Source organism: Arthrobacter sp. TJ-240, from assembly GCF_058269195.1.
This window is the reverse complement of record NZ_JBZCNG010000002.1, coordinates 515029-536556: the sequence shown is the minus strand read 5'-3', so window position 1 is coordinate 536556 and position 21528 is coordinate 515029. Positions and strand designations below refer to the sequence as shown.

Genomic DNA, 21528 nt, shown 5'->3' with positions numbered 1-21528 from the left:
GGGCACCGGCATGACCGGTGCGGACTCCTCCAGCCGGATGGCGGCGCAGGGATAGCGCCAGGCACCGTCGACTGGTCGTGTCCTCCCATTAGACCGCCCCGCACGGCTCCGCACCAATTTCGAGCAAGCCGTCCTGACGGGACGCCCGGAATACGGTGCGTACGGCGCGGGTTGCACCGGGAAAGGCCCGAGGCCTGTCCACTATTCGAAGGAGTACTGCATGAGCGAGTCCACCACCGTCGAGAAGGCCGATTTCTGGTTCGACCCCCTGTGCCCCTTCGCCTGGATCACGTCGCGCTGGATGGGTGAGGTCGAGCAGGTCCGGAACATCTCGGTGGACTGGCACGTCATGAGCCTGTCCGTGCTGAACGAGGGACGCGACCTGCCGGAGGACTACCGGACCCTGATGGATCGGGGGTGGGGCCCCGTCCGCGTCATCATCGCCGCGGCGGAGCTGCACGGCGGCGAGTACATCAAGAAGCTCTACGACGCGATGGGCACCCGCATCCACATCGGGCAGAACAGGGACTTCGACGTGGTCATCCGCGAGTCGCTCGACGAGGTCGGTCTGCCCGCCGAGCTCGCGCGCTACGCGAGCTCGGACGAGTACGACGCGCAGCTCCGCGCCTCCCATAAGGACGGCATCGACCGCGTCGGCGACGAGGTCGGGACGCCCGTCGTGGCATTCAACGGCACCGCGTTCTTCGGCCCCGTGCTCACGAGGATCCCGCGCGGCGAGCAGGCCGGCCGGATCTTCGACGGCGCCGTGCTGATGTCCGAGTTCCCCGGGTTCTTCGAGCTCAAGCGCTCCCGCACGGAGAGCCCCGCGTTCGACTAGGCACCCTGGGACGCAGAAGGGACCCGCTCGTCCGAGCGGGTCCCTTCTGCGTCCCACCGGCCGCCGGCCGGCTACTGCTCGGGCTGCGGGACGAGTTCCACCTCGGAGACGGCCAGCGGGCCGTCGCCCTCCGCGAACCGGAGGTCCTTCGCGTTGCCGGCCGCCAGCAGGTCCGCGAGACCTGCCCGTAGCTGGTCCACCTGCGCGGCGGGCGCCGTCACGACGGCGGTCTCCACCTCGGTGCGCTGCTTGACCTTCGCCTCGGACTTCGCCTTGCGGATGCCTCCGAGGGCCAGGGACACGGTCGTCAGCACGCCGGCATCGGCGGTTCCGGGCAGCCCAGCGAGGGACCCGGCGCTCGGCCAGGCCGCCCGGTGCACGGAACCCTGGCGCCACCAGCTCCACACCTCCTCGGTCGCGAACGGCAGGAACGGCGCGAAGAGCCGCAGCAGGGCGTCGAGCGTGGTGGCCAGAGCGGTCTGGACCGATTGCGTCCCCGCGTCGCCCGCATCGCCGTAGGCGCGGTCCTTGACCAGCTCCACGTAGTCGTCCGTGAAGGTCCAGAAGAAGGACTCCGTGAGCTGGAGTGCCCGGGCGTAGTCGTACTTCTCGAACGCGGCCGTCGCCTGCTCCGTGACGGTGCGCAGCTGCGCGAGCAGCGCCAGGTCCAGCGCCTCCGTGACCCGCCCGAGCGACCCCTCGCCGACGGACGCATCCGTGACCCCGAGGTTCAGCACGAACTTCGACGCGTTGAGGAGCTTGATGGCGAGGCGGCGCCCGATCTTCATCTGGTTGACCTCGTACGCGGTGTCCGCGCCGAGCTTCGCCGAGGCGGCCCAGTAGCGGACCGCGTCGGCGCCGAACTGCTCGAGGACGTCGGTCGGGACCACCACGTTGCCCTTGGACTTCGACATCTTCTTGCGGTCGGGGTCGAGGATCCAGCCCGAGAGCGCGGCGTGTTTCCACGGCACCGAGTCCTGCAGCGCGTCGGCGCGGACGGCGGTGGAGAACAGCCAGGTCCTGATGATGTCGTGCCCCTGCGGACGCAGGTCGAACGGGAACACCGTGGCGAACAGGTCCTCGTCGCGCGCCCAGCCGCCCACGATCTGCGGGGTGAGGGACGACGTCGCCCAGGTGTCCAGGACGTCGCTGTCACCGATGAAGCCGCCGGGCTGGTTCCGGGCGGACTCGTCGAAGCCCGGCGCCGGGTCGGCGGCCGGGTCCACGGGCAGGGCCTCGAGCGCAGGGAGGATGGGGTCCTCGTACTCGGGTTCGCCGTCGGCGTCCAGGCGGTACCAGACCGGGACGGGCACGCCGAAGAACCGCTGACGGGAGACGAGCCAGTCGCCGTTCAGGCCTTCGATCCAGTTCTCGTAGCGCGAGCGCATGAAGGCCGGGTGGAAGTCGATCTCGCGACCGCGCGCGATCAGCGCCTCGCGCTTGCCGGCGTCGCGCCCTCCGTTCCTGATGTACCACTGGCGGCTCGTCACCACTTCCAGCGGCTTGTCGCCCTTCTCGTAGAAGTTGACCGGGTGCATGATCTTCTTCGGCTCGCCCTCGAGGTCCCCGCTGTCGCGGAGCATCGAGACGACGGCCTCCTTGGCGCTGAAGATCGTCTTGCCGGCCAGTTGCCCGTAGTGCTCACGCGCCCGTCCGGTGGCGATCCACTCCGGCGTCTCCGAGCGGAGGCGTCCGTCCCTGCCGACGACGGCGCGCGTGGGCAGCTGCAGCTCACGCCACCACGTGACGTCGGTGAGGTCGCCGAAGGTGCAGATCATCGCGATGCCGCTGCCCTTGTCGGGCTTGGCGAGGGGGTGCGCCTTGACCTCGACCTCGACGTCGAACAGGGGCGAGGTCACCGTGGTGCCGAACAGTGGCTTGTACCGCTCGTCGTCCGGGTGGGCCACGAGTGCCACGCACGCCGGGAGCAGCTCGGGCCGGGTCGTCTCGATGTGGACCTGCCCGCCGTCCGGCAGATGGAAGGCGATCCGGTGGTACGCGCCGGGCTGCTCACGGTCCTCCAACTCCGCCTGGGCCACCGCGGTGCGGAAGGTGACGTCCCACAGGGTGGGGGCCTCGGCGAGGTACGCGTCGCCGGCCTTCAGGTTCTCGAGGAAGGCGCGCTGCGAGACAGCCCGGGAGGTGTCGTCGATGGTCCGGTACGTCAGGTCCCAGTCGACCGAGAGGCCCAGGGTGCTGAAGAGGTTCTCGAAGACCTTCTCGTCCTCGACGGCCAGTTCCTCGCAGAGCTCGATGAAGTTCCGGCGCGAGACGGCGTCGAAGTCGCGCTGGTTCTTCGCCGGCTCGGCGGGCGGGCGGTAGCCGGCGTCGTAGGCCACCGAGGGGTCGCAGCGCACGCCGTAGTAGTTCTGCACGCGGCGCTCGGTGGGCAGGCCGTTGTCGTCCCAGCCCATCGGATAGAACACGTTGGCGCCGTTCATGCGCTTGAAGCGGGCCATCACGTCGGTCTGCGTGTAGGAGAACATGTGCCCGACATGGAGGGAACCCGACGCCGTGGGCGGGGGAGTGTCGATCGAGTACACCTGCTCGCGCGTGGTGTCGCGCCGGAAGGTGTAGGTGCCGTCCTCACGCCACTGGCGGGACAGCCTCTCCTCGAGGCCCTCGAGGGCGGGTTTGTCGGGAACGGAAACGGGCTGGGGGGAGGGCGTGTCTGTGCCCTGGGTGGTGTCGGCCATCCCTCCATTGTTCCCTACCCCGGGGGACCCGCTCTCCGGACCGCCCCGAGGAGATCCGGACGTCCTCCGGCACGGATCATCAGGCGGCGGGCTGACCGTGGATGAGCCGGCAGGACTCCTTGTCCCGGAGGTGATCGTTACAGTGGCCCCATGAGCCAGTCATCGCCCGCGCCGCTCGGCGCCCCTGCAGATCCTGCCCCTTCCGCCCTGCGCGTGATCGTCACCGGAGCCAGTTCCGGGATCGGCGCGGCCACCGTGCGCGCGCTCCGCCGCGACGGGTGGGACGTCGTCGCGGCGGCCCGGCGCCTGGACCGCCTCACGGCGCTCGCGGAGGAGACGGGGGCCACGCCGATGGCCCTCGACGTCACCGATCAGGCCTCGGTCGATGCCTTCGCCGCGGAGGTCACGGCCGCCGGACCGGTCCACGCGCTCGTCAACAACGCGGGCGGAGCGTTCGGTGCGGACCGGGTCGCGGACGCGGTGACGGCGGACTGGGAATGGATGTACAACGTGAACGTCCTCGGTTCGATGCGCATGACCCGCGCACTGCTGCCGGCCCTGCGCGACGGCGGCCAGGGCAGCGTCCTGTTCCTGACCTCGACCGCTGCGCTCGCCGCCTACGAGGGCGGGGCCGGGTACTGCGGCGTCAAGGCGGCCCAGGAGTCGATGGCGCGTTCGCTCCGGCTCGAGGAGGCCGAGCACAACATCCGCGTGATCGAGGTGTCGCCCGGCATGGTGCACACCGAGGAGTTCTCCCTCAACCGTCTCGGCGGCGACCGGGGCGCGGCGGACAGGGTCTACGAGGGCGTGAGTTTCCCGCTGACGGCCGACGACGTCGCCTCGGCGGTGGCCTTCACCCTCAACGCGCCGCACCACATGAACATCGACCACCTCGTCCTGCGCCCGCTCGCCCAGGCCGCCAACCACAAGGTGCTGCGATCCGAGTGGTAGCAGAACCTCGCGCCGACCGGTGAGCTCGACGGGTCAGGCCCGCGGCGAGACGACGAGACGCACCGAGTAGTTGTCCATGGTCCCGGGCAGGGGCCGCTCCGGGTCGAGGTCCTGGCCCTCCTCCACGCGGACGTCGTGCCCGCTCACCAGCGAGGCGAGGGCCGCGCTCGTCAGGAGCAGCACCAGCTGTTTCCCGGGACACACCACCGGACCGTCGCTGAACGGCACGAGCGGCCAGCCGTCGTCCTCGTCGGTCAACCAGCGCTCGGGCGAGAAGTTGTGGGCGCTGCGCAGCGAGCGCTCGTCACGGTGGAAGTACGGCGCGTAGACGAGCACGCCGCAGTCCGCCGGCATGGTCCCCTCCGGCCACTCCACGGGTCCTGTGGTCTGGCGGAGGATCATCGGGGTGGTGGGCCAGAGGCGCAGGGTCTCGAGGACGCTCGCCCGCAGGTAGGGGAGCACGCGGCGCCCCGAGGTGTCGCCGTCGATCTCGCGGCGCGCCGTCGCCATCGCCTCCGGGTGGGTGGCGAGCACGGTCAGGGTGCGGAAGACCGCCATGCCCGCCGGGTCGAAGGCGAACAGCCACTGGGGAACCTGCTGCGCGGGCTCGGCGCCCTCTGCCTTCGGGGCGGCCGCCATCACGGCGGCCAGGCTGCCGGGTTCGGCGTTCGCCAGCTCGTCGCTGATCCGCTGCAGGAAGCGGCGACGGGTGTCCTTCCGCACCGGCTTGAGGAACGCCCAGTTGCCGTCCTTCCGCAGCCGGATGATCATCGCGGTGAGCTCCTTGTCGTCCCGTGCGTGGTCGCCGAAGACAACCCGCCGCACCACGCGGTACCAGGCGTCGAGGAAGTCGGCCCAGGGCAGCGATCCGGTCCTCAGCGCTTCCGCGAGCAGGCCCTGCATCTCCTGCTCCACCACGGGTACGAACGTGTCCGCGAGGTGGTGCACCGGATGGTCCGTGTCCAGGACCTGCTCGTGCAGCGCGCGGCGCACGGTGCGGAGGGACCCGCGGGAGATCAGTGCGTTGGCGGGCTGGAAGTGCGAGAGCGCTGCTTTCTTCTCGCTGCTCGCGGGGGAGAACGGCTCCGGGGAGTGCGCCAGGACCGTGTTCACGTCGCCCGGGTCCAGGACCATCGCCTGCTTCCGGACCGGCAGCCTCAGCATCAGCGGGCCCGACGGGTATCTCGCATGGACCTTCCGGACGATCCCCACGGCCCTCGTATCCAGGCCCAGGCGGGCGGTCAGCCCGACCGCCCACGGCCTGCGGATGATGGGTCCCTTGACGACGGTGGGCAGGAACACCCCCAGCAGCAGCCGTGCGGTGTCCAGTGCGGTCGCGGTCGGAAGACCGGTCGCGGTGGGGGCGGTGGTCGCGGTGGGGGCGGTGGTCGGCATATGGCATCCATCCTGTTGCTTCGGGTACCCTCCCAGCCTCCCAAGCATGCACCGCCGCCACAACGTATTTCCCGGCGCCCACGCACCCGCCGCTGTGCGGGCGCCCCTTTCGACAAGGAATTCGCCCCGGCGCTAGACTTGCTGCATCAGCATCGACCCGGCGATCACCGGTGAGCTTCCGGAAGAAAGGCCAGCCCGCGCGGCGGCCCGTAGAACCGGACGGGGCGGCCCGTCACAGCCTGGCAACGAGCGGCGGCCCCGCCCGCAGTGCCCGCGACGAGCGGCACGGCGGACGACGGCGGCAAGTGAGGTGGTACCGCGGGTCCAGTTCCCTGCGGCCGGTCAGGCAACCGGCGGCGGACCGAACAGGCTCCCGTCCTCACGGCAGGACTGCCCACCCCACGCCGCCGTACACAGGATGAGAACCATGCCGCAGATCTACCCCAAAGCAGTGTCGCCCGACGACGCGGGTACGCCCACCTCCGGGACCAGCGCGTCCCCGCGCTTCCCCGAGCTCGAGCAGCGCGTGCTCAGCTACTGGGAGAAGGACGGCACGTTCCAGGCCTCCATCGACAACCGCGACGCCGGGACGGACGGCTCCAACGAGTTCGTCTTCTACGACGGCCCGCCGTTCGCCAACGGCCTGCCGCACTACGGACATCTCCTCACCGGCTATGCCAAGGACCTCGTGGGCCGCTACCAGACGCAGCGCGGGCACCGCGTGGAGCGGCGCTTCGGCTGGGACACCCACGGCCTGCCGGCCGAGCTCGAGGCCATGAAGCAGCTCGGCATGACCGACAAGCAGCAGATCCTCGCCATGGGCATCGACAAGTTCAACGAGGCCTCCCGCGCCTCCGTCATGAAGTACGCGGGGGAGTGGCGCGACTACGTGACGCGCCAGGCCCGCTGGGTGGACTTCGACAACGACTACAAGACCCTCAACCCCGAGTACATGGAGTCCGTCCTCTGGGCGTTCAAGACGCTGCACGAGAAGGGTCTGACCTACAACGGGTACCGCGTGCTCCCGTACTGCTGGAACGACGAGACGCCGCTGTCCAACCACGAGCTCCGCATGGACGAGGACGTCTACCAGGACCGCCAGGACCAGACCGTCACCGTGACCTTCCCGATCCTCGCCGGCACCACCGAGCTCTCGCGGGACCTCGCCGGCGTCCAGGCCCTCGCCTGGACCACCACGCCCTGGACCCTGCCCACCAACGCGGCGCTCGCCGTCGGACCGGACATCACCTACGTCGTCGTCGACGGCGAGCGCGACGGCCAGGCGGGCCGCTACCTCCTCGCGGAGGACCTGCTCGGCAACTACGCCAAGGACCTCGGATTCGCCGACGCCGCCGCCGCACGCGACGCCGTCACCTCCCGCCACCGCGGCACCGAACTGGAGGGCCTCACCTACGAGCCGCTCTGGGACTACCTCGCCGACCCGGAGGAGGGTGGATACCGCAATGCGTTCCGCATCCTCGTGGCGGACTACGTCACGACGACGGACGGTACCGGGCTCGTCCACCAGGCACCCGCCTACGGCGAGGAGGACCAGAAGGTCTGCGAGGACGCCGGCATCCAGGTGATCCTCTCCGTCGACGAGGGCGCCAAGTTCCTCCCCCTGTTCGGCAAGGGACCGCTCGCGGAGATCGTGGGCCTGCAGGTCTTCGAGGCCAACCGCCACATCACGCGCGTGCTGAAGTCCGAGGGACGGCTCGTGCGCCAGTCCAGCTACGTCCACAGCTACCCGCACTGCTGGCGGTGCCGCAATCCGCTCATCTACCGGGCAGTGTCCTCCTGGTACGTGGAGGTCACCAAGATCCGCGACCGGATGGTCGAGCTGAACCAGGACATCACCTGGATCCCCGGCAACGTCAAGGATGGCCAGTTCGGCAAGTGGCTCTCCAACGCGCGCGACTGGTCCATCAGCCGCAACCGCTTCTGGGGCAGCCCCATCCCCGTGTGGCAGTCGGACAATCCCGAGTACCCGCGCACCGACGTGTACGGCTCGCTCGCCGAGCTGCAGGCCGACTTCGGCCGCCTGCCGGTGAACAAGCAGGGCGAGGTGGACCTCCACCGCCCCTTCATCGACGAGCTCACGCGCCCGAACCCGGACGACCCGACCGGCAGCTCCACCATGCGGCGCGTCGAGGACGTCCTCGACGTCTGGTTCGACTCCGGCTCCATGCCCTACGGGCAGGTGCACTACCCGTTCGAGAACGAGCAGTGGTTCGACACGCACAACCCGGCGGACTTCATCGTCGAGTACATCGGGCAGACCCGCGGCTGGTTCTACATGCTGCACATCCTGTCCACGGCGCTGTTCGATCGACCAGCGTTCCGCAACGTCATCAGCCACGGGATCGTGCTCGGCTCCGACGGGCAGAAGATGTCCAAGAGCCTGCGGAACTATCCCGACGTCTCCGAGGTGTTCGACCGCGACGGCTCCGACGCCATGCGCTGGTTCCTCATGGCCTCCCCGATCCTCCGGGGCGGCAACCTCGTGGTCACCGAGCAGGGTATCCGCGACGGCGTCCGCCAGGTGATCCTGCCGCTGTGGAACGTCTGGCATTTCTTCAGCCTGTACACCAATGCCGCGAACGGTGGCGAGGGCTACGAGGCGAGGACCGTCACCCCGGAGGCGGCCGCCCGGCTGGCGGAGCCGATCGACCGGTACATCCTCGCGAACACGGGGAACCTCGTGCGGGACCTCACGGAGGCGCTCGACGCGTTCACCATCAGCGACGCCTGCGAGTCGCTGCGCCGCTACCTGGACACGCTGACCAACTGGTACGTCCGCCGGAGCCGCCAGCGGTTCTTCGAGGAGGACACCGACGCCTTCGACGTGCTCTACACCTGCCTCGAGGCGGTCTGCCGCGTGGCGGCCCCGCTGCTGCCGCTCGTCACGGAGGAGATCTGGCGCGGCCTCACCGGAGGCCGGTCCGTGCACCTCACCGACTGGCCCGAGGCGGCGTCGTTCCCGGCCGCTCCCGACCTCGTGGAGCAGATGGACCGGACCCGCCAGGTCTGCTCCGTCGGATCGAGCCTCCGCAAGGCGGCCAACCTCCGGGTGCGCCTGCCGCTCCGGGAGCTGACGGTCGTCGCGCCCGGCGCCGAGGGCCTCTCCGGGCAGTACGCCTCGATCATCGCCGACGAACTGAACCTCAAGGGCGTCCGCCTGGTGGATTCCGCGGACGCCGAGCCGGCCGAGTTCGGCATCGCGCAGCGCCTCGTGGTGAACGCCCGGGCCGCCGGGCCCCGCCTCGGAAAGAACGTGCAGACCGTCATCAAGGCCTCGAAGTCCGGGGACTGGTCCGTGGACGACGCCGGCGGTGTCACCGCCGGCGGCCTCGCGCTCGAGCCGCACGAGTACACGCTCGACACCGTAGTCGAGGGCAACGACGCCGCGTCGAAGGCCGTCACCGTGCTGCCGGGCGGCGGATTCCTCGTCCTCGACACCGAGGTCACCGCGGAACTCGCGGCCGAGGGCACGGCACGGGATGCCATCCGGGCCATTCAGCAGGCTCGCCGCGACGCCGATCTCGACATCAGCGACCGCGTCAGCACCACCATCGGGGTCGCCGCCGAGCAGGTCGCCGCCCTCGAGGCCAATGCCGGCCTGATCCGGACCGAGACGCTCACGGTGGACCTCCGCGTGGAGGCCGTCGAGGGCTCGGGGAACGACTTCACCATCACCGTCGCGAAGCAGGAGCAGCAGCATGGATGAGACGAACGGTACCGGCGCGGGGCTCGACGCCTTCTCGGTCGAGAGCGTGTACGCCGAACTCCTGGGCCGCGCCCCGGAGGACAGGATGGAGCCGCGCATGGCTCCGCTGTACCGGGCCATGGAGATCCTCGGGGAGCCCAACAGGGCGTTCCCGATCATCCACATCACCGGCACCAACGGCAAGACATCGACGGCGCGCATGATCGAGAGCATCCTGCTGGCGCACGACCTCCGGACCGGCCGGTTCACGAGCCCGCACCTGTCACGGGTCACGGAGCGCATCAGCATCGACGGCGAGCCCGTCGCGGACGAGACCTTCGTGCGGGTGTGGGACGAGATCAAGCCCTACCTGGACATCGTCGACGGCGAGCTCCTCGTCGCCGGGGAGCCCCGGCTCACGTACTTCGAGTGCATCACGATCCTCGCGTTCGCGATCTTCGCCGACGAGCCGATCGATGTCGGCGTGATCGAGGTGGGACTCGGAGGGGTCACCGACGCCACGAACGTCGGCGACGGGCAGGTAGCGGTCATCACGCCCATTTCCCTGGACCACACCGAACTCCTCGGTGACACCGAGGAGGACATCGCCCTCGAGAAGGCCGGCATCATCAAGCCCGGCTCCTTTCTCGTGAGCGCCATCCAGCCCCGCGGCGCGGCCCAGGTGCTCCTCGACCGGGCCCGCGAGGTGGGCGCCGAGTTCCGCTTCGAGGGTGTCGAGTTCGGTGTCGAGTCCCGCACGGTCGCCGTGGGCGGGCAGGTGGTCTCCCTCACCGGGCTGGCCGGCCGTTACGGCGAGCTGCTCGTCCCCCTGCACGGCGAGCACCAGGCCGAGAACGCGGCCGTGGCCGTCGCCGCCGTCGAGGCGTTCCTCGGCGCCGGCGAGCGGGAGCTGCAGACGGACCTGGTGCGGAACGGCCTGCGCGCCGTGACCTCCCCGGGCCGCCTCGAGGTGGTGCGCACCGCACCGAGCATCATCGTGGACGCCGCCCACAACCCCGCCGGTGCGCGAGCGGCGGCGAAGGGTGTCAACGAGGCGTTCGACTTCTCCCGGCTCGTGCTGGTCATCGGGGTCCTCGAGGACAAGGATGCCGCGGGCATCCTCGCCGAACTCCACGAGGAGCTCGGCGGGATCCTGGAGGACGTCTGCCTGACGCAGTCCACCTCGCCCCGCTCGGTGCCCGCCGCGGACCTCCTCCAGGCCGCCCTGTCGGCGGGCTTCGCCGAGGAGAACATCAACATCGCGCCGGGCCTCGACGACGCCCTCGAGTGGGCCGTAATGAAGGCCGAGGAGGACAACGACCTCGCGGGCGGTGTCCTCGTGACCGGTTCCATCACGGTGGTCGGGGAAGCCCGCACGCTCCTAGGGAAGTAGGCAGAGCATGGCTCGACGCATGACGAGGGCGCAGCGGGCGTGGCGCCCCGGGACGCCGAAGAAGCGCAGGTCCACGAAGATCATGTTCGCCTCGACCGTGCTGCTGCTCGAGGCGTTCGTGGTGTTCTTCGCGACGCTTACGGTCTTCGGTCTGCGCCGTGACGAGATCTCGCCCGCGCTCATCCTGACCTCAGGGCTGACCCTCAGCGTTGTGCTGGTCCTGACCTGCGCCGTCCTCACGAAACGGTGGGGGATCGCGGTGGGCTGGGTACTGCAGCTCGTGATCATCGCGGGCGGCTTCCTGGAGCCGACCATGTTCGTCGTCGGGCTCGCGTTCGCCCTCACCTGGCTCTACGGCCTCCGCCAGGGTCGGCGGGTGGACCGCGAGAACGTGGAGCGGGACCGCCTGCAGGCCGAGTGGGAGAAGGCGAACCCCGAGTAGCGGCGCCTTTAGTAGAGTCGGACCCGATACTGATCCGCTGCGCCGTCGAGAACGGCGCCCCCTGAAGGAGATCCCATGAGCGTTGAGCGAACCCTTGTCCTCGTCAAGCCCGACGGCGTGGCCCGCGGCCTGACCGGCACCATCCTGTCCCGCATCGAGGCGAAGGGCTACACCATCGCCGAACTCAAGCAGGTCCATGCCACCCGCGAGCTGCTCGAGGAGCACTACGCCGAGCACGTCGGCAAGCCGTTCTTCGACCCGCTCGTCGAGTTCATGCTCAGCGGGCCCGTCGTCGCCGCGATCTTCGAGGGCCAGCGCGTCATCGAGGGTTTCCGCTCCCTCGCCGGTGCCACGGAGCCGACGACGGCGGCGCCCGGCACCATCCGGGGTGACTTCGGCCGTGACTGGGGCGTGAAGGTGCAGCAGAACCTCGTGCACGGGTCCGACTCCGCGGAGTCCGCCGAACGCGAGATCGGTATCTGGTTCGCCTGAGAATTCCAGCGGATGAACGGTTGCCCCGGGTCATGTGCCCGGGGCAACCGTCTTGGTAGGTTAGGGCCATGATGACCTACCAAAGACTGGGTACCTCCGGGCTCAGCGTTTCCACCGTCGGGCTCGGCTGCAACAACCTGGGCAGGACCGGCACGACCTCCGAGTCGCAGGAGGGCACCGACGCCGTGGTGCACGCCGCGATCGAGGCCGGCATCACGCTCTTCGATGTCGCCGACATGTACGGCAAGGCGCCCGGCGTCAGTGAGATCCAGCTGGGCAAGGCGCTGGGCAGCAGGCGCGACGACGTCGTGCTCGCCACGAAGTTCGGCCTGGACATGGCTGGTGCGAACGGACCCGACTGGGGTGCGCGCGGCTCGCGCCGCTACATCGTCCGGGCCGCCGAAGCGTCCCTACGGCGCCTCGGGACCGACTGGATCGACCTGTACCAGTACCACGCACCGGACGCCCTCACACCCGTCGAGGAAACCCTCGCGGCCCTCGACGACCTCGTGACCAGCGGCAAGGTCCGCTATCTGGGGCACTCCAACTTCGCGGGCTGGCAGATCGCCGAGGCGGAGTTCACCGCGCGCAGCGGCGGCTACACGCCCTTCATCTCGGCGCAGAATCCCTACAGCCTGCTGGACCGGCGGCTGGAACGCGAGGTAGTGCCGGCAGCGGAGGCCTACGGTCTCGGCATCCTGCCGTACTTTCCCCTCGCCAACGGGCTCCTGACCGGCAAGTACCGCCGCAACGAGGTCCCGGCCGGCAGCAGGCTCACGCACTCCCGCAGGAACGTGCTGGAGACTGCGGACTGGGACCAGCTCGAGGCATTCTCGGCGTTCACAGCCGAGCGGGACCTCACCGAGGTGCAGGTCGCCTTCTCCTGGCTCGCGGCCCAGGCATCGGTCGGATCCGTGATCGCCGGCGCCACCTCGCCCGAGCAGGTGCGCCAGAACGCGGCGGCTGCCGCATGGTCGCCGTCGGACGAGGACCTCAAGGAACTGGACCGGATCTTCCCTCGCCCCGCTGCCTGACTCCAGCGGCCATTCTCCGTGCCTGTCGCTTGCCGGCGCGGCTCACGTCCAATGCCGGTCGCAACCCCCGTGCCCTGCACGACTGCACCGCTTGCTGGTGCGCTTGTCGGGACAGGTCATGGGTAACCGCGATGTGCCCTACCCGTGAGGAGACAGGAAGCCTGCTCTTGAAGCGGGTTGTCGTTCCGCAGCTCCGGCGTATCTTGGCCGGGCGCTGTTAGCGCTTCGAGTATCAGGCGACCTGGTGCCTATCGGGTACCGCGCCTCGCGGGCGGCCTTCCTTGGACTGAGGGGTGTGTTATCCGGCCCCAGCGGCCGGGAAGGGGTTCTGCTCCTTTGCTGCTTCACACGACATCGGTGGGCAGAGGTCCGTAATCAGCCCCGTCCCAGCGCACTCACGGACCGCGCGAATGCCCTCGACCGCTGATGCCTTGTCCGGGAACTGCCCGGATACGGCGACGACCGTCCCGCCGGCCGCTTTCAACCTGAACCTGAAGGAAGCTCCTTCGTCATGGAAAAGCTCGAACGTTCCGCTCACAACTAGCCCCTCATCACCGAGGCAGGGGAACTGCCCGGTTCGTCATCGAATCCGGAACCCAGCGCTGCGTTCCGGATGGCCCGGAAATGGGATAGGGCTTGCCCTATGTGACCCCAGCCACACCCAATGCACCTAGGGTAAAGGTCTTTTCTCGTACTGGCGAGTAATCGCCTGTGGGACGCCTCCGCACAAGTGATTTCAACGCGCTTGTCACTAAGCAGCCTAGATTTTTTTGTTCCCCTTTTTGCTAAGCAGCTTGGTCTTTCGTTTCCTTGAGTTCCTGTTTACCGCTCCTTTGCTGACGCACGAGCAATACCTGAGGACCACGGTGTCGCTCTCATGCATCGGAGAACCGTCACGTAGCCATCCTCCCTGCTGCGGTTCGACCGGGCTGTCGTCGCCGACAGGAGCTCGAGCCGTTACGGCTCAAATGATCTCTCCGTCGGCACCCGTCCGTATTCGAGCATATGAATACCCAACTCCGAGGTGAAAGACCAGGTGTCTCCTATTGGGTGCGCTGCACGGTCGAAAAGCTCCTGAGCTCTCCCGGCCTACCCCGCGCTCAGCATTTGATCGGCTCGCTGCAGAGAGGTGATGACGCCGTGCGATGACCGATTAGAGGCGCCCGTACCGCGTTTCTCCGGCGTTGATCCCAATTCCTCCTCCAAAGACCTGAGCAGACTAGTTGAGCTTCCCGAAGTGCCCTGCTGCGTCGGAAGACAAACGTTCTGGTTTCATCGAGTTCACGAGAAGAATCACTCCCACCACAAAAATGAAAAGAGCGAGGACGAGTAGAGCCTGATCGGTCGATGTGGCGGGGCAACCTGCGGAACTGTCATCGATTTCGGGGCAACTGCGCCACGGTTGAAGAAAGAAGACGACGCCACCGACTGCTCCAGAAATGGTCGACAGCAGCCCCAACGCCATGTATCTGGTCTTCTTGGAGACACTCATATGTCATCAAGGCATGCTGACGACCATCGGTGAGCGGTACGCCGACCCATGTGCTGGAGCTCCGCCGATGAGTACGGCGAGGGATCAGCAGGCTGCGCGACGAAGAAGAGCTGAGACACCAGTCCCGATTGCACCGCGCTCACCGCGTCTGCCTTCGACCTCGCCGAGCGCTGTTCTCCTCGGAAGTTCTACCGGACACGTTCTGGTCCGTGTGTGACCTCGTAGGTGTGGCCTGCGGCGCGCAGCCGCTCCACCAGGACATCGCCGAGGGCGGTCGCAGGGGTGAGGGAACCGGCGGCGGGCGGCAGGTGATCGCCGTCGAGGGCCAGACAGAGCGCTGTCTCCCCGGCCATCACAGCGGTCGCAGCGTACCCGGGATCGCCCGGTCCGGCTGCGACGGCCCGGTACCGTCGGCCGTCCTCCGTCGAGGCCGTCACCTGGGAACGGAACCAGCCGGCACGCTGCGTGGCCTCACTCGGGCCGGTACCCGGGGCCGGAAGGGCCCGGTCCAGCAGCTTCCGCGTCGGGGGGAACACCATCGCGGCTCCGAAGGCGCGCAGACCGATCGCCGTCGCGCCGGCGACGACAGCCCCTGCGGGCCCGCGTCCCATGCCCATCACCTCGCCGTACTGCAGGGACCTGCCGTAGGCCCACCCCTGCAGCGCGTTGCTGCGACGGACGATCCGCGTGTTCGCCGACGCCATGACGAAGGGAGCCGTCCACAGGCCGCCCTCCGAACGGCCGACCCAGCCCAGATCCGCGGGCTGCCGGGTCGGAGGTTCCTCCGCCCGATCGGGGCTGAGGGAGTAGGGATCGGCCGCGAGCCTTCGCAGCACCGGGTCCGTGCGCACGCCGTCGAGCTGCCCCCGCATCGAGTCGATCGTGCCCCCGCTGAAGCCGCCCTTGGCGGTCGCCACCAGCTCGACCTCGGTCAGCCCGCCGGCACCGTCGGCCTGCGCGGCCCGGTGCAGCAGCAGCACCCCGAGGTCCGAGGGGATGGAGTCGTAGCCGCACGCATGGACGATCCGTGCGCCGGTGGTCCTCGCCAGGGCGTCGTAGCGGTCGATGGCGTCGCGTACGAAGGACACCTCTCCCGTCAGGTCCCCGTAGTGTGTGCCGGCCCGTGCGCACGCCTCCACGACCGGCAATCCGTACTTCGCGTAGGGGCCCACCGTGGTGAAAAGCGCCCTCGTGCCCGCGGCCAGCGCGGCGAGCGAGTCGGGGAGCTCCGTGTCGGCTTCAAGGAGGGACCAGTCGCGTGCGGCGACGGGGAGCCTGGACCGCACCGCTTCGAGCTTCTTCCTCGACCTGCCCGCGAGTCCCACGCGGAGCTCCGGCGGTGCGTGGTCCGCGAGGTACCCGGCGATCAGTTCACCGACGAAGCCGGTGGCACCTAGCAGAACGAGGTCGTGGTCGCGCGCTCGAGTCTCCATGCCGGCAGTCTTCCACGACATCGGCCGGACCGTCATCGAAGAGACTCGTGGCCGAAGGGCGCTGCGCGTTCTCAACCCCTGAGCGGTCCTCGCTTCGCTTCGGCCCCATGACGGCCCGGGCGCTCCTTCGTCCCTTAGATCCTCCCAGGATTCGGCGTGCCCTCGCACCTACAGTGTTGAGCACTGCTCCGTCGGGGACCAGCGAGCGAGCCCGCCAGCAGGCAGGAACAACGGGGGAGACAGTGCGACCGTCTGATCCTCCTCACCGCGTACGCCCATCACCAAATTCAGGCCACTCCAATCCTGGGAGGATTACGTCTGTCCCGATAATTGCGCTCGAGCGGTACGGGTCCTCGGGGTGCTTACTCTTCCCATGACCGGTTCACTTCCGTGGTCTGCCTTCTGAAGGTGACCCCTTGCAGGACAGTCGAAGGTCAGCCACGGCGAGGTCGGTACCTAGCGGTTTCTGCCGGCTTCGATCCGGGTGATGATTGCGTCGATGCGGTCGCGTTTTTCCGATTGGTCTTCCACGAGTCCGATGGCGGGGCCGTCATCGGTGGCGCCCCAGGGAACGAGCACGTCGAAGTCGAGGTCTCGGACGAGGGCGAGGCTGTCGAGGTAGTCGCGGCGCGATTCGGGGCTGAGGAGCACGGCCTTCCACTCGCCGTTCTCGATCCAGATGAAGTCACCGGTGAAGAGGAAACGGTGCTTCCCGCTGTCCCAGAGGTAGGAGGTCGTTCCTGGGGTGTGGCCGGGGGTGGGGATGATCTCGAGGTCGTCATCGATAAGGGTCCGCTCGTCGAAGGTGCCCGTGATGTCCAGGGAGTCGCTGACCTCGGAATGGTCCTTCTCGTGGACCCAGATGGGTACGTCGAGCTCGGGCTGCCCGTACATCGATTCGTGGCTGTGATTGATCAGGAGGCGGGTTGGTCTGCCGAGTGCTCGTATGTCGGGTGCCGCGTCGTTGATGCCGGGGGAGTTGTAGATGATCAGGCTGCCGTGGGGGCGTTCGAGTACGTAAGAGCGGAGCAGTACGTCGTGCTGGTAGGGAAGCCGTGATGTCGGGGTGGCATGCAATCCCTCAATAGGTGTTTCCAGTGTGCTGTGCGGTGCGGACGTCATGTGTTTCTCCCACTGGTGAGTAACGATCTCGAACACGCTGATGTAGGCGACGCTAGAACCTGAACCCGGGTTGAGGTCAAGGCGCGCGTGTTCCGTGGAGTCAAGGACCGCGAGGGAACCGCTGATCCGGTGTGGTTGTGGGCGAAGCAGGATGGCGTGGTCACGAAGTGACCTTCCTCGCGGTAATCACCGTCAACCTGCCGCTGGTCAGACAGGCGGGCCGTGGTTGCGAGCTGGTATTGGCCTCCGTGTGATTCGCGGTTACCCCTGATTGGCGCCGATGACTTGTGGTCACAGAATCCGACACCTTACGGGCCGGTTTTTCTATGGATTGAGGAGGCGGTCGTCCGGTTCACCGGCGGCCCCCCGGACACCTCGGTCATTCTGTTCCGGGTTGTCGCTCTCACCGGTGTCGCCCTGTGCGTGTGCGCTGTGCCGAAGCTCGCCGCCCTGCCCGGCGTTGATCCCGCAAAGGCTCTGTGGCTGACAGCGGCAAAGCCGTTACTCCTGATCAACTTCGTCGCCGCAACTCACCACGACGCCCTGATGATCGGACTTGCCGCCCACAGGTGGATGACCCGGTAGCTGCAGCGACCGAAGAACTGCGGGGATCTGTATCTAGGAACGGACAGGTAGACACCTACTCAAACTCCCCCTAATGACTCCTGACCAACCGCCGATACCCTTCTTCTGTCAATCACGCCCAGTCTGAGCGGTTGACCAACTGATCGTCAGTGTTTCGCCCTCGTCGGTTCCTTACAGGGATGCTCCTCCGCAGATCACGTAGTTCTGCCCGGTGATCGATTTCCCGTGTGGGCCGAGGAGAAACGCTGCCAGGGCTGCGACGTCCTGCGGGTCGATGAGTGATCCGAGGGCTGGGACTCTGACCGGTGTGCTGGCCCGGCCGGGGTCGTTGAGCATGGGAGTATCGGTTGGGCCGGGGGAGAGGACGTTCACTGTGATGCGACGTGGTGCGAGTTCCTGCGCCCACGATCGCCCTAGCCCGAGGAGTGCGGCTTTCGTGGAGGCGTAGTGGCTTTTCCCTGCGACGCCGGTGGAGGTGCGGCTTCCGAGGAGGAGGATCCGGCCCCCGTCCTTCATGGCGGGTGTCAGCGCGTTCGCGAGCACGCTTGCTGCCGCGACGTGGACGGTGAACATTCCTGCAAGGTCGTGCGGGTCGAGCTCACCTAGGGGGCCTGATCGTTGGTGGCCCGCAGCGTGGACGAGGGCGTCGGCGGGGCCGAGGCTTCCTGCGATCTCTTGGAGGTTCTCGGTGTTCGAGAGATCCGCTTGTCGCCATTCGAAGTCGCCCTGGAAGGTTGTCGGGCTCCGGCTGATCCCGGTGACCGACCAACCGTCGAACAGCAATTTCTCGGTGATGGCGTGGCCGATGCCGGAGCTGCAGCCCGTGATGACGGCGTGCTGGTCAGCTGGCATTGGCCGCTGCGCCGTCGGCTTGGCCGGGAGTTCCAGTTCCTGCGTAGGCCCAGTCTGGTTGGACTCGCACCCATTTGATTGCCTGGCGGAAGTACGTGTACGCGATGTCGAGCGAGCCGCTGGGCCCCTGGTGGATGGAGGGGTAGGAGTACTCGCGGTTGAGTCCATCGCGGGAATTGTTGGAGAGACAGTATCCATCGCCGACATCGAGGTCGCGACGGATAGGCCAAGTGCGTCCTGAATCCTCGGAGATGGCGAGAGTCATGGGCGAGCGAGGGGTGCCCCAAAAGGCGCGACGGAAGTCTCCGTCCTCGGTTGTGGCAGTGCCGGGCTCGAATGCAGGAAGCTGTCCCTGTTCCTCGGCAAGCCCTTCATCGTCGATCTCGTCGTACAGGGAGAGCCTGCGCTCGGTGCCTTCCTGGGCTTGGCTGTGGTTGTAGACGAGAGCCAGACGGCCGTCATCGAGGGCTGTGAACTGGATGGACGAGTTGTTGTTCGGAAGCTCGGTCGGTACCGATTCGCTCCACGTGCTGCCGTTGTCGGTGGAGCGTGATTCGTAGATCCAATCTGCCCAGCGGCTGCGGAAAAGTGACAGCAATGTCCCATCGGCGAGGGATTGGATGTTCATGTGCACGCACCCACGACTTCCCTCGAGGACCTGTTCGGTCCATGTCGCGCCGTCGTCGTCGGAGATCATGACGGCGCTGTCGTCGTTGTTGCCCACCCACTTCTCACCTGGAGTGGTGATGCAGCGGAAGACTGGGATGATCAGTCGGCCGGACGGCAGCACGATGGGCAATTGTCGGACGAAGACTCCGCCAGTTTCATTAGCGGGGAAGAGAGTCTCGACGGCGCCCCAGGTTTCGCCGCTGTCGGTCGAGATTCGGCGTCGTACCTCGGCGGTGTCCTGGTTGCCTGCTTTCTGGGCTGTGTAGAGCAGCCAAAGGGTCCCGTCCGGGGCGTTGAAGAGGATCGGGTTCTGTTCGGAGCGGGCGGGGTCGTCGGAGAGTTGCCGTGGTGCGGACCATTTGTCGCTGCCCTCGGCGAGGGTGGAGAACCAGATGGAGATGTCTGGGACTCCTTCCTGGGTTCCACCGAACCATACGCAACCGAGCCGCCCATCAGGGAGGGTCAGCAGGTTGGCCGCGTGGCTTTGCACGGTCGGGGCGGGCAGGTAGGCGTAAGTGGCTCCGTCGGCCTGCCTGATGGTCCCGTCGGGGGTGATGGTGCTGTAGGCATCGTTCATAGTGGGCACGTCTCTACTTCCCTGCGGTCGCGGTCGCGGTTGCGGCTGTGAGGTGGCTTTTGGCGATCTGTTCGAGGTGGGTGAGATCGGAAGCCACGGTAGCGAAGGTGTATCCCTGGCCCAGCCGTTGGGCGGCGACGTCACCGGCCGCTGTGTGGATCCCGGCGGCTACTCCTGCCGCTGCTGCGGCGGCGGCAACGGTATCGAGCGCGTTAGTGAACGCCTTCTCGACGTCCGGGTCGCCCGGGTATTTCCCGCCGACGGCAATGGTCAAATCGGACGGGCCGACGTAGATCCCGTCGAGCCCTGGGGTGGCACAAATGGCGTCGACGTTCGCCAGGCCGTCCGGGGTCTCGATCATCGCGAAGACGAGCGTCGCGGCGTTGGCTTCGGCGGGGACGGGACCGACGCGCAGGGCTGCCCGCATAGGGCCGTAGGAGCGATTGCCCAGGGGCGGATACTTTGCGGAAGCGACGGCCGCTGCAGCGTCCTGCGCCGTGTTGACGAGGGGGACGATGACGCCGATAGCGCCGGCATCGAGGGCCTTGCCGATGGCCACGGGCGAGTTCTCTTCCACCCGAACCATGCCGACTGCGCTGTGTCCGGCGTCGATGGCCATGAGGCCGTTGAGTACTCCGGAGTAGCCGAGCAGCCCGTGCTGTGCGTCCAGCGCGACGTAGTCGTAGCCGAGGCGGCTGATGCGCTCGGTGGCGACGGGCGCGTCAAGGACCGCCCAGTACCCCACGGCTTGTTCGCGTGCGCGGATCTTGCGGGCGAACTCGATGGCGAGGTCGGAAGTCATAGGGTTTTCTTCTTTCGATTGGTACTAGGCCCAGCGGGGCTGGGGCTGTAGAGAGGGGGTTAGCGGTTGTATGCAGGCATGGGCCCGCGGAGTTGGGCGCCCACCGCGTCACATGCGCTCACCACGTCCTCGGGCAGGGGACCTTTGGCGATCGCCTTGATGTTCATTCGGAGCTGTTCCACTTTGGAGCCTCCGAGGAGCATCGATCCGACTCCGTCGCGGTTGGACAGCCAGCGCAGGGACAGTTCGGCCAGTGGCATACCGGCGTCCTCGGCGATGGCCGCGAGTTCCCCGATTGCGTCGAAGAGTTGGCGGTCCCAGTAACGCTGCGTGTACATAGCTGCGAGCTTCGAGTCACCGTAGCGGCCTTCCGTGGGCTTCGCGTCGAAGGCGTGTTTGCCGGTGAGGAGCCCTCCGCCGAGCGGGTTGTAGACCATGGTGTGGAGCGAATGGGTGGCTGCGAACTCGAGGTATTCCTCCTCGACTCGTCGCGCAACCAGGTTGTAGAGCTGCTGGGCGACGACAGGCGTGGGAGCTCCGACTTCCCGTGCGGCGTAAATGGTGTCCGCGATCTGCCAGGCCGCGAAGTTCGAGACTCCAAGCGCCCCGATCTTGCCCTCCGCAACGAGGTCTGCGACGGTCTGCAGTGTCTCCTGCAGGGGGGTGGTCCGGTCGGGCTGGTGCAAGTAGAACAGGTCTATTCGGTCGATTCCAAGCCGACGAAGGCTACCGTCAACACTGTTGCGCAGCCCTCGGGGAGACAGGGGGCTGTTGTCCGCATGGTCGGGATGCGGCATGCCCGCCTTCGTGGCGAGGATGACCTGATCGCGCCGTCCCTTCAGAAGACGGGAGAGTATCTCCTCGGTCGCCCCTCCTGCGTAGGCGTTTGCGGTGTCGATGGTCGTGATGCCCGCGTCGAGTGCTTCGTCGATCATGGTCGCTGCCGTGGCTTCATCGGCGGTGTCGCCAAAGGTCATCGTTCCCAGAACGAGTCTGGAGATCGGAGGGGTCTGTGGTGTGTTGTCGGCGGTGGCCGGCGTCGGGCTCAT

Annotated in this window: 18 protein-coding genes; 8 read left to right on the top strand and 10 right to left on the bottom strand. The window is 67.6% G+C overall.

Annotated elements, in window-relative coordinates:
• The first annotated feature begins 220 nt into the window (after nt 1–220).
• Entirely contained in the window at nt 221–838 is a 618-nt protein-coding gene (locus AC4D2C_RS07210) for a mycothiol-dependent nitroreductase Rv2466c family protein (protein WP_490913747.1), read from the top strand.
• 71 nt (nt 839–909) lie between these two features.
• Here the strand turns inward: AC4D2C_RS07210 and valS are convergent, their stop codons facing one another.
• The gene (gene valS, locus AC4D2C_RS07205; protein ID WP_490913744.1) at nt 910–3534 is read right to left on the bottom strand and encodes a valine--tRNA ligase; all 2625 of its coding nucleotides are present in this window, start codon (nt 3532–3534) and stop codon (nt 910–912) included.
• A gap of 150 nt (nt 3535–3684) precedes the next feature.
• On the opposite strand from valS, the gene AC4D2C_RS07200 reads away from it, so the two are divergent.
• The gene (locus AC4D2C_RS07200) at nt 3685–4485 is read left to right on the top strand and encodes an SDR family oxidoreductase (protein WP_490913743.1); all 801 of its coding nucleotides are present in this window, start codon (nt 3685–3687) and stop codon (nt 4483–4485) included.
• A gap of 33 nt (nt 4486–4518) precedes the next feature.
• On the opposite strand, the gene AC4D2C_RS07195 is transcribed toward AC4D2C_RS07200, so the two are convergent.
• Complete coding sequence (locus AC4D2C_RS07195) at nt 4519–5880, bottom strand: cytochrome P450 (RefSeq protein WP_490913741.1); 1362 nt, start codon at nt 5878–5880, stop codon at nt 4519–4521.
• Between the two features lie 418 nt (nt 5881–6298).
• On the opposite strand from AC4D2C_RS07195, the gene ileS reads away from it, so the two are divergent.
• From ileS to AC4D2C_RS07170, 5 genes are all read left to right on the top strand, one after another.
• On the top strand, nt 6299–9607 hold the full coding sequence (ileS, locus tag AC4D2C_RS07190) for an isoleucine--tRNA ligase (RefSeq protein ID WP_490913739.1): 3309 nt from the start codon (nt 6299–6301) through the stop codon (nt 9605–9607).
• Nucleotides 9600–10979 (top strand): bifunctional folylpolyglutamate synthase/dihydrofolate synthase, encoded by a 1380-nt coding sequence (locus AC4D2C_RS07185; RefSeq protein WP_490913737.1) that lies wholly within the window; start codon nt 9600–9602, stop codon nt 10977–10979. Before ileS ends, AC4D2C_RS07185 begins: the two co-directional genes overlap by 8 nt.
• 7 nt (nt 10980–10986) lie before the next feature.
• Nucleotides 10987–11421 (top strand): DUF4233 domain-containing protein, encoded by a 435-nt coding sequence (locus AC4D2C_RS07180; protein WP_490913736.1) that lies wholly within the window; start codon nt 10987–10989, stop codon nt 11419–11421.
• Nucleotides 11422–11496: 75 nt separating this feature from the next.
• Complete coding sequence (gene ndk / locus AC4D2C_RS07175; RefSeq protein WP_490913734.1) at nt 11497–11913, top strand: nucleoside-diphosphate kinase; 417 nt, start codon at nt 11497–11499, stop codon at nt 11911–11913.
• 68 nt (nt 11914–11981) lie between these two features.
• On the top strand, nt 11982–12947 hold the full coding sequence (locus AC4D2C_RS07170; protein WP_490913732.1) for an aldo/keto reductase: 966 nt from the start codon (nt 11982–11984) through the stop codon (nt 12945–12947).
• Nucleotides 12948–13245: 298 nt separating this feature from the next.
• Here AC4D2C_RS07170 and AC4D2C_RS07165 read toward each other — a convergent pair whose 3' ends face one another.
• The 4 genes from AC4D2C_RS07165 to AC4D2C_RS07150 form a co-directional block, all read right to left on the bottom strand.
• Nucleotides 13246–13485, bottom strand: coding sequence for a YegP family protein (locus AC4D2C_RS07165; protein ID WP_490913730.1), 240 nt, complete (start codon nt 13483–13485; stop codon nt 13246–13248).
• 681 nt (nt 13486–14166) lie between these two features.
• Nucleotides 14167–14412: a hypothetical protein gene (locus AC4D2C_RS07160; RefSeq protein ID WP_490913728.1), complete on the bottom strand. Its 246-nt coding sequence runs from the start codon at nt 14410–14412 to the stop codon at nt 14167–14169.
• 215 nt (nt 14413–14627) lie between these two features.
• Nucleotides 14628–15872, bottom strand: coding sequence for a saccharopine dehydrogenase family protein (locus tag AC4D2C_RS07155; RefSeq protein ID WP_490913726.1), 1245 nt, complete (start codon nt 15870–15872; stop codon nt 14628–14630).
• Between the two features lie 456 nt (nt 15873–16328).
• Nucleotides 16329–16994, bottom strand: a complete 666-nt coding sequence (locus tag AC4D2C_RS07150; RefSeq protein ID WP_490913724.1) for an MBL fold metallo-hydrolase — start codon at nt 16992–16994, stop codon at nt 16329–16331.
• 285 nt (nt 16995–17279) lie between these two features.
• Between AC4D2C_RS07150 and mptB the strand changes: the two genes are divergently transcribed.
• Nucleotides 17280–17579, top strand: a complete 300-nt coding sequence (gene mptB, locus AC4D2C_RS07145; protein ID WP_490913722.1) for a polyprenol phosphomannose-dependent alpha 1,6 mannosyltransferase MptB — start codon at nt 17280–17282, stop codon at nt 17577–17579.
• Nucleotides 17580–17750: 171 nt separating this feature from the next.
• On the opposite strand, the gene AC4D2C_RS07140 is transcribed toward mptB, so the two are convergent.
• Genes AC4D2C_RS07140 through AC4D2C_RS07125 form a run of 4 tightly spaced genes read right to left on the bottom strand, consistent with a single transcriptional unit; the run spans nt 17751 to nt 21528 of the window.
• Complete coding sequence (locus tag AC4D2C_RS07140) at nt 17751–18431, bottom strand: SDR family NAD(P)-dependent oxidoreductase (protein WP_490913721.1); 681 nt, start codon at nt 18429–18431, stop codon at nt 17751–17753.
• The gene (locus AC4D2C_RS07135) at nt 18421–19677 is read right to left on the bottom strand and encodes a sialidase family protein (protein WP_490913719.1); all 1257 of its coding nucleotides are present in this window, start codon (nt 19675–19677) and stop codon (nt 18421–18423) included. The genes AC4D2C_RS07140 and AC4D2C_RS07135 overlap by 11 nt, the downstream gene beginning before the upstream one ends.
• 13 nt (nt 19678–19690) lie before the next feature.
• Entirely contained in the window at nt 19691–20479 is a 789-nt protein-coding gene (locus AC4D2C_RS07130; protein WP_490913718.1) for an HpcH/HpaI aldolase family protein, read from the bottom strand.
• A 59-nt stretch (nt 20480–20538) separates the two neighbouring features.
• Entirely contained in the window at nt 20539–21528 is a 990-nt protein-coding gene (locus AC4D2C_RS07125; RefSeq protein ID WP_490913716.1) for an aldo/keto reductase, read from the bottom strand.

Coding starts and splice junctions, on each gene's coding strand:
- ileS (WP_490913739.1), top strand. CDS start 6,299: ATGAGAACCATGCCGCAGATCTACCCCAAAGCAGTGTCGCCCGACGAC.
- AC4D2C_RS07200 (WP_490913743.1), top strand. CDS start 3,685: ATGAGCCAGTCATCGCCCGCGCCGCTCGGCGCCCCTGCAGATCCTGCC.
- AC4D2C_RS07140 (WP_490913721.1), bottom strand. CDS start 18,431: ATGCCAGCTGACCAGCACGCCGTCATCACGGGCTGCAGCTCCGGCATC.
- AC4D2C_RS07150 (WP_490913724.1), bottom strand. CDS start 16,994: ATGACGTCCGCACCGCACAGCACACTGGAAACACCTATTGAGGGATTG.
- AC4D2C_RS07125 (WP_490913716.1), bottom strand. CDS start 21,528: ATGAGCCCGACGCCGGCCACCGCCGACAACACACCACAGACCCCTCCG.
- AC4D2C_RS07135 (WP_490913719.1), bottom strand. CDS start 19,677: ATGAACGATGCCTACAGCACCATCACCCCCGACGGGACCATCAGGCAG.
- AC4D2C_RS07160 (WP_490913728.1), bottom strand. CDS start 14,412: ATGGCGTTGGGGCTGCTGTCGACCATTTCTGGAGCAGTCGGTGGCGTC.
- valS (WP_490913744.1), bottom strand. CDS start 3,534: ATGGCCGACACCACCCAGGGCACAGACACGCCCTCCCCCCAGCCCGTT.
- AC4D2C_RS07210 (WP_490913747.1), top strand. CDS start 221: ATGAGCGAGTCCACCACCGTCGAGAAGGCCGATTTCTGGTTCGACCCC.
- ndk (WP_490913734.1), top strand. CDS start 11,497: ATGAGCGTTGAGCGAACCCTTGTCCTCGTCAAGCCCGACGGCGTGGCC.
- AC4D2C_RS07170 (WP_490913732.1), top strand. CDS start 11,982: ATGATGACCTACCAAAGACTGGGTACCTCCGGGCTCAGCGTTTCCACC.
- AC4D2C_RS07130 (WP_490913718.1), bottom strand. CDS start 20,479: ATGACTTCCGACCTCGCCATCGAGTTCGCCCGCAAGATCCGCGCACGC.
- AC4D2C_RS07155 (WP_490913726.1), bottom strand. CDS start 15,872: ATGGAGACTCGAGCGCGCGACCACGACCTCGTTCTGCTAGGTGCCACC.
- AC4D2C_RS07185 (WP_490913737.1), top strand. CDS start 9,600: ATGGATGAGACGAACGGTACCGGCGCGGGGCTCGACGCCTTCTCGGTC.
- AC4D2C_RS07195 (WP_490913741.1), bottom strand. CDS start 5,880: ATGCCGACCACCGCCCCCACCGCGACCACCGCCCCCACCGCGACCGGT.
- AC4D2C_RS07180 (WP_490913736.1), top strand. CDS start 10,987: ATGGCTCGACGCATGACGAGGGCGCAGCGGGCGTGGCGCCCCGGGACG.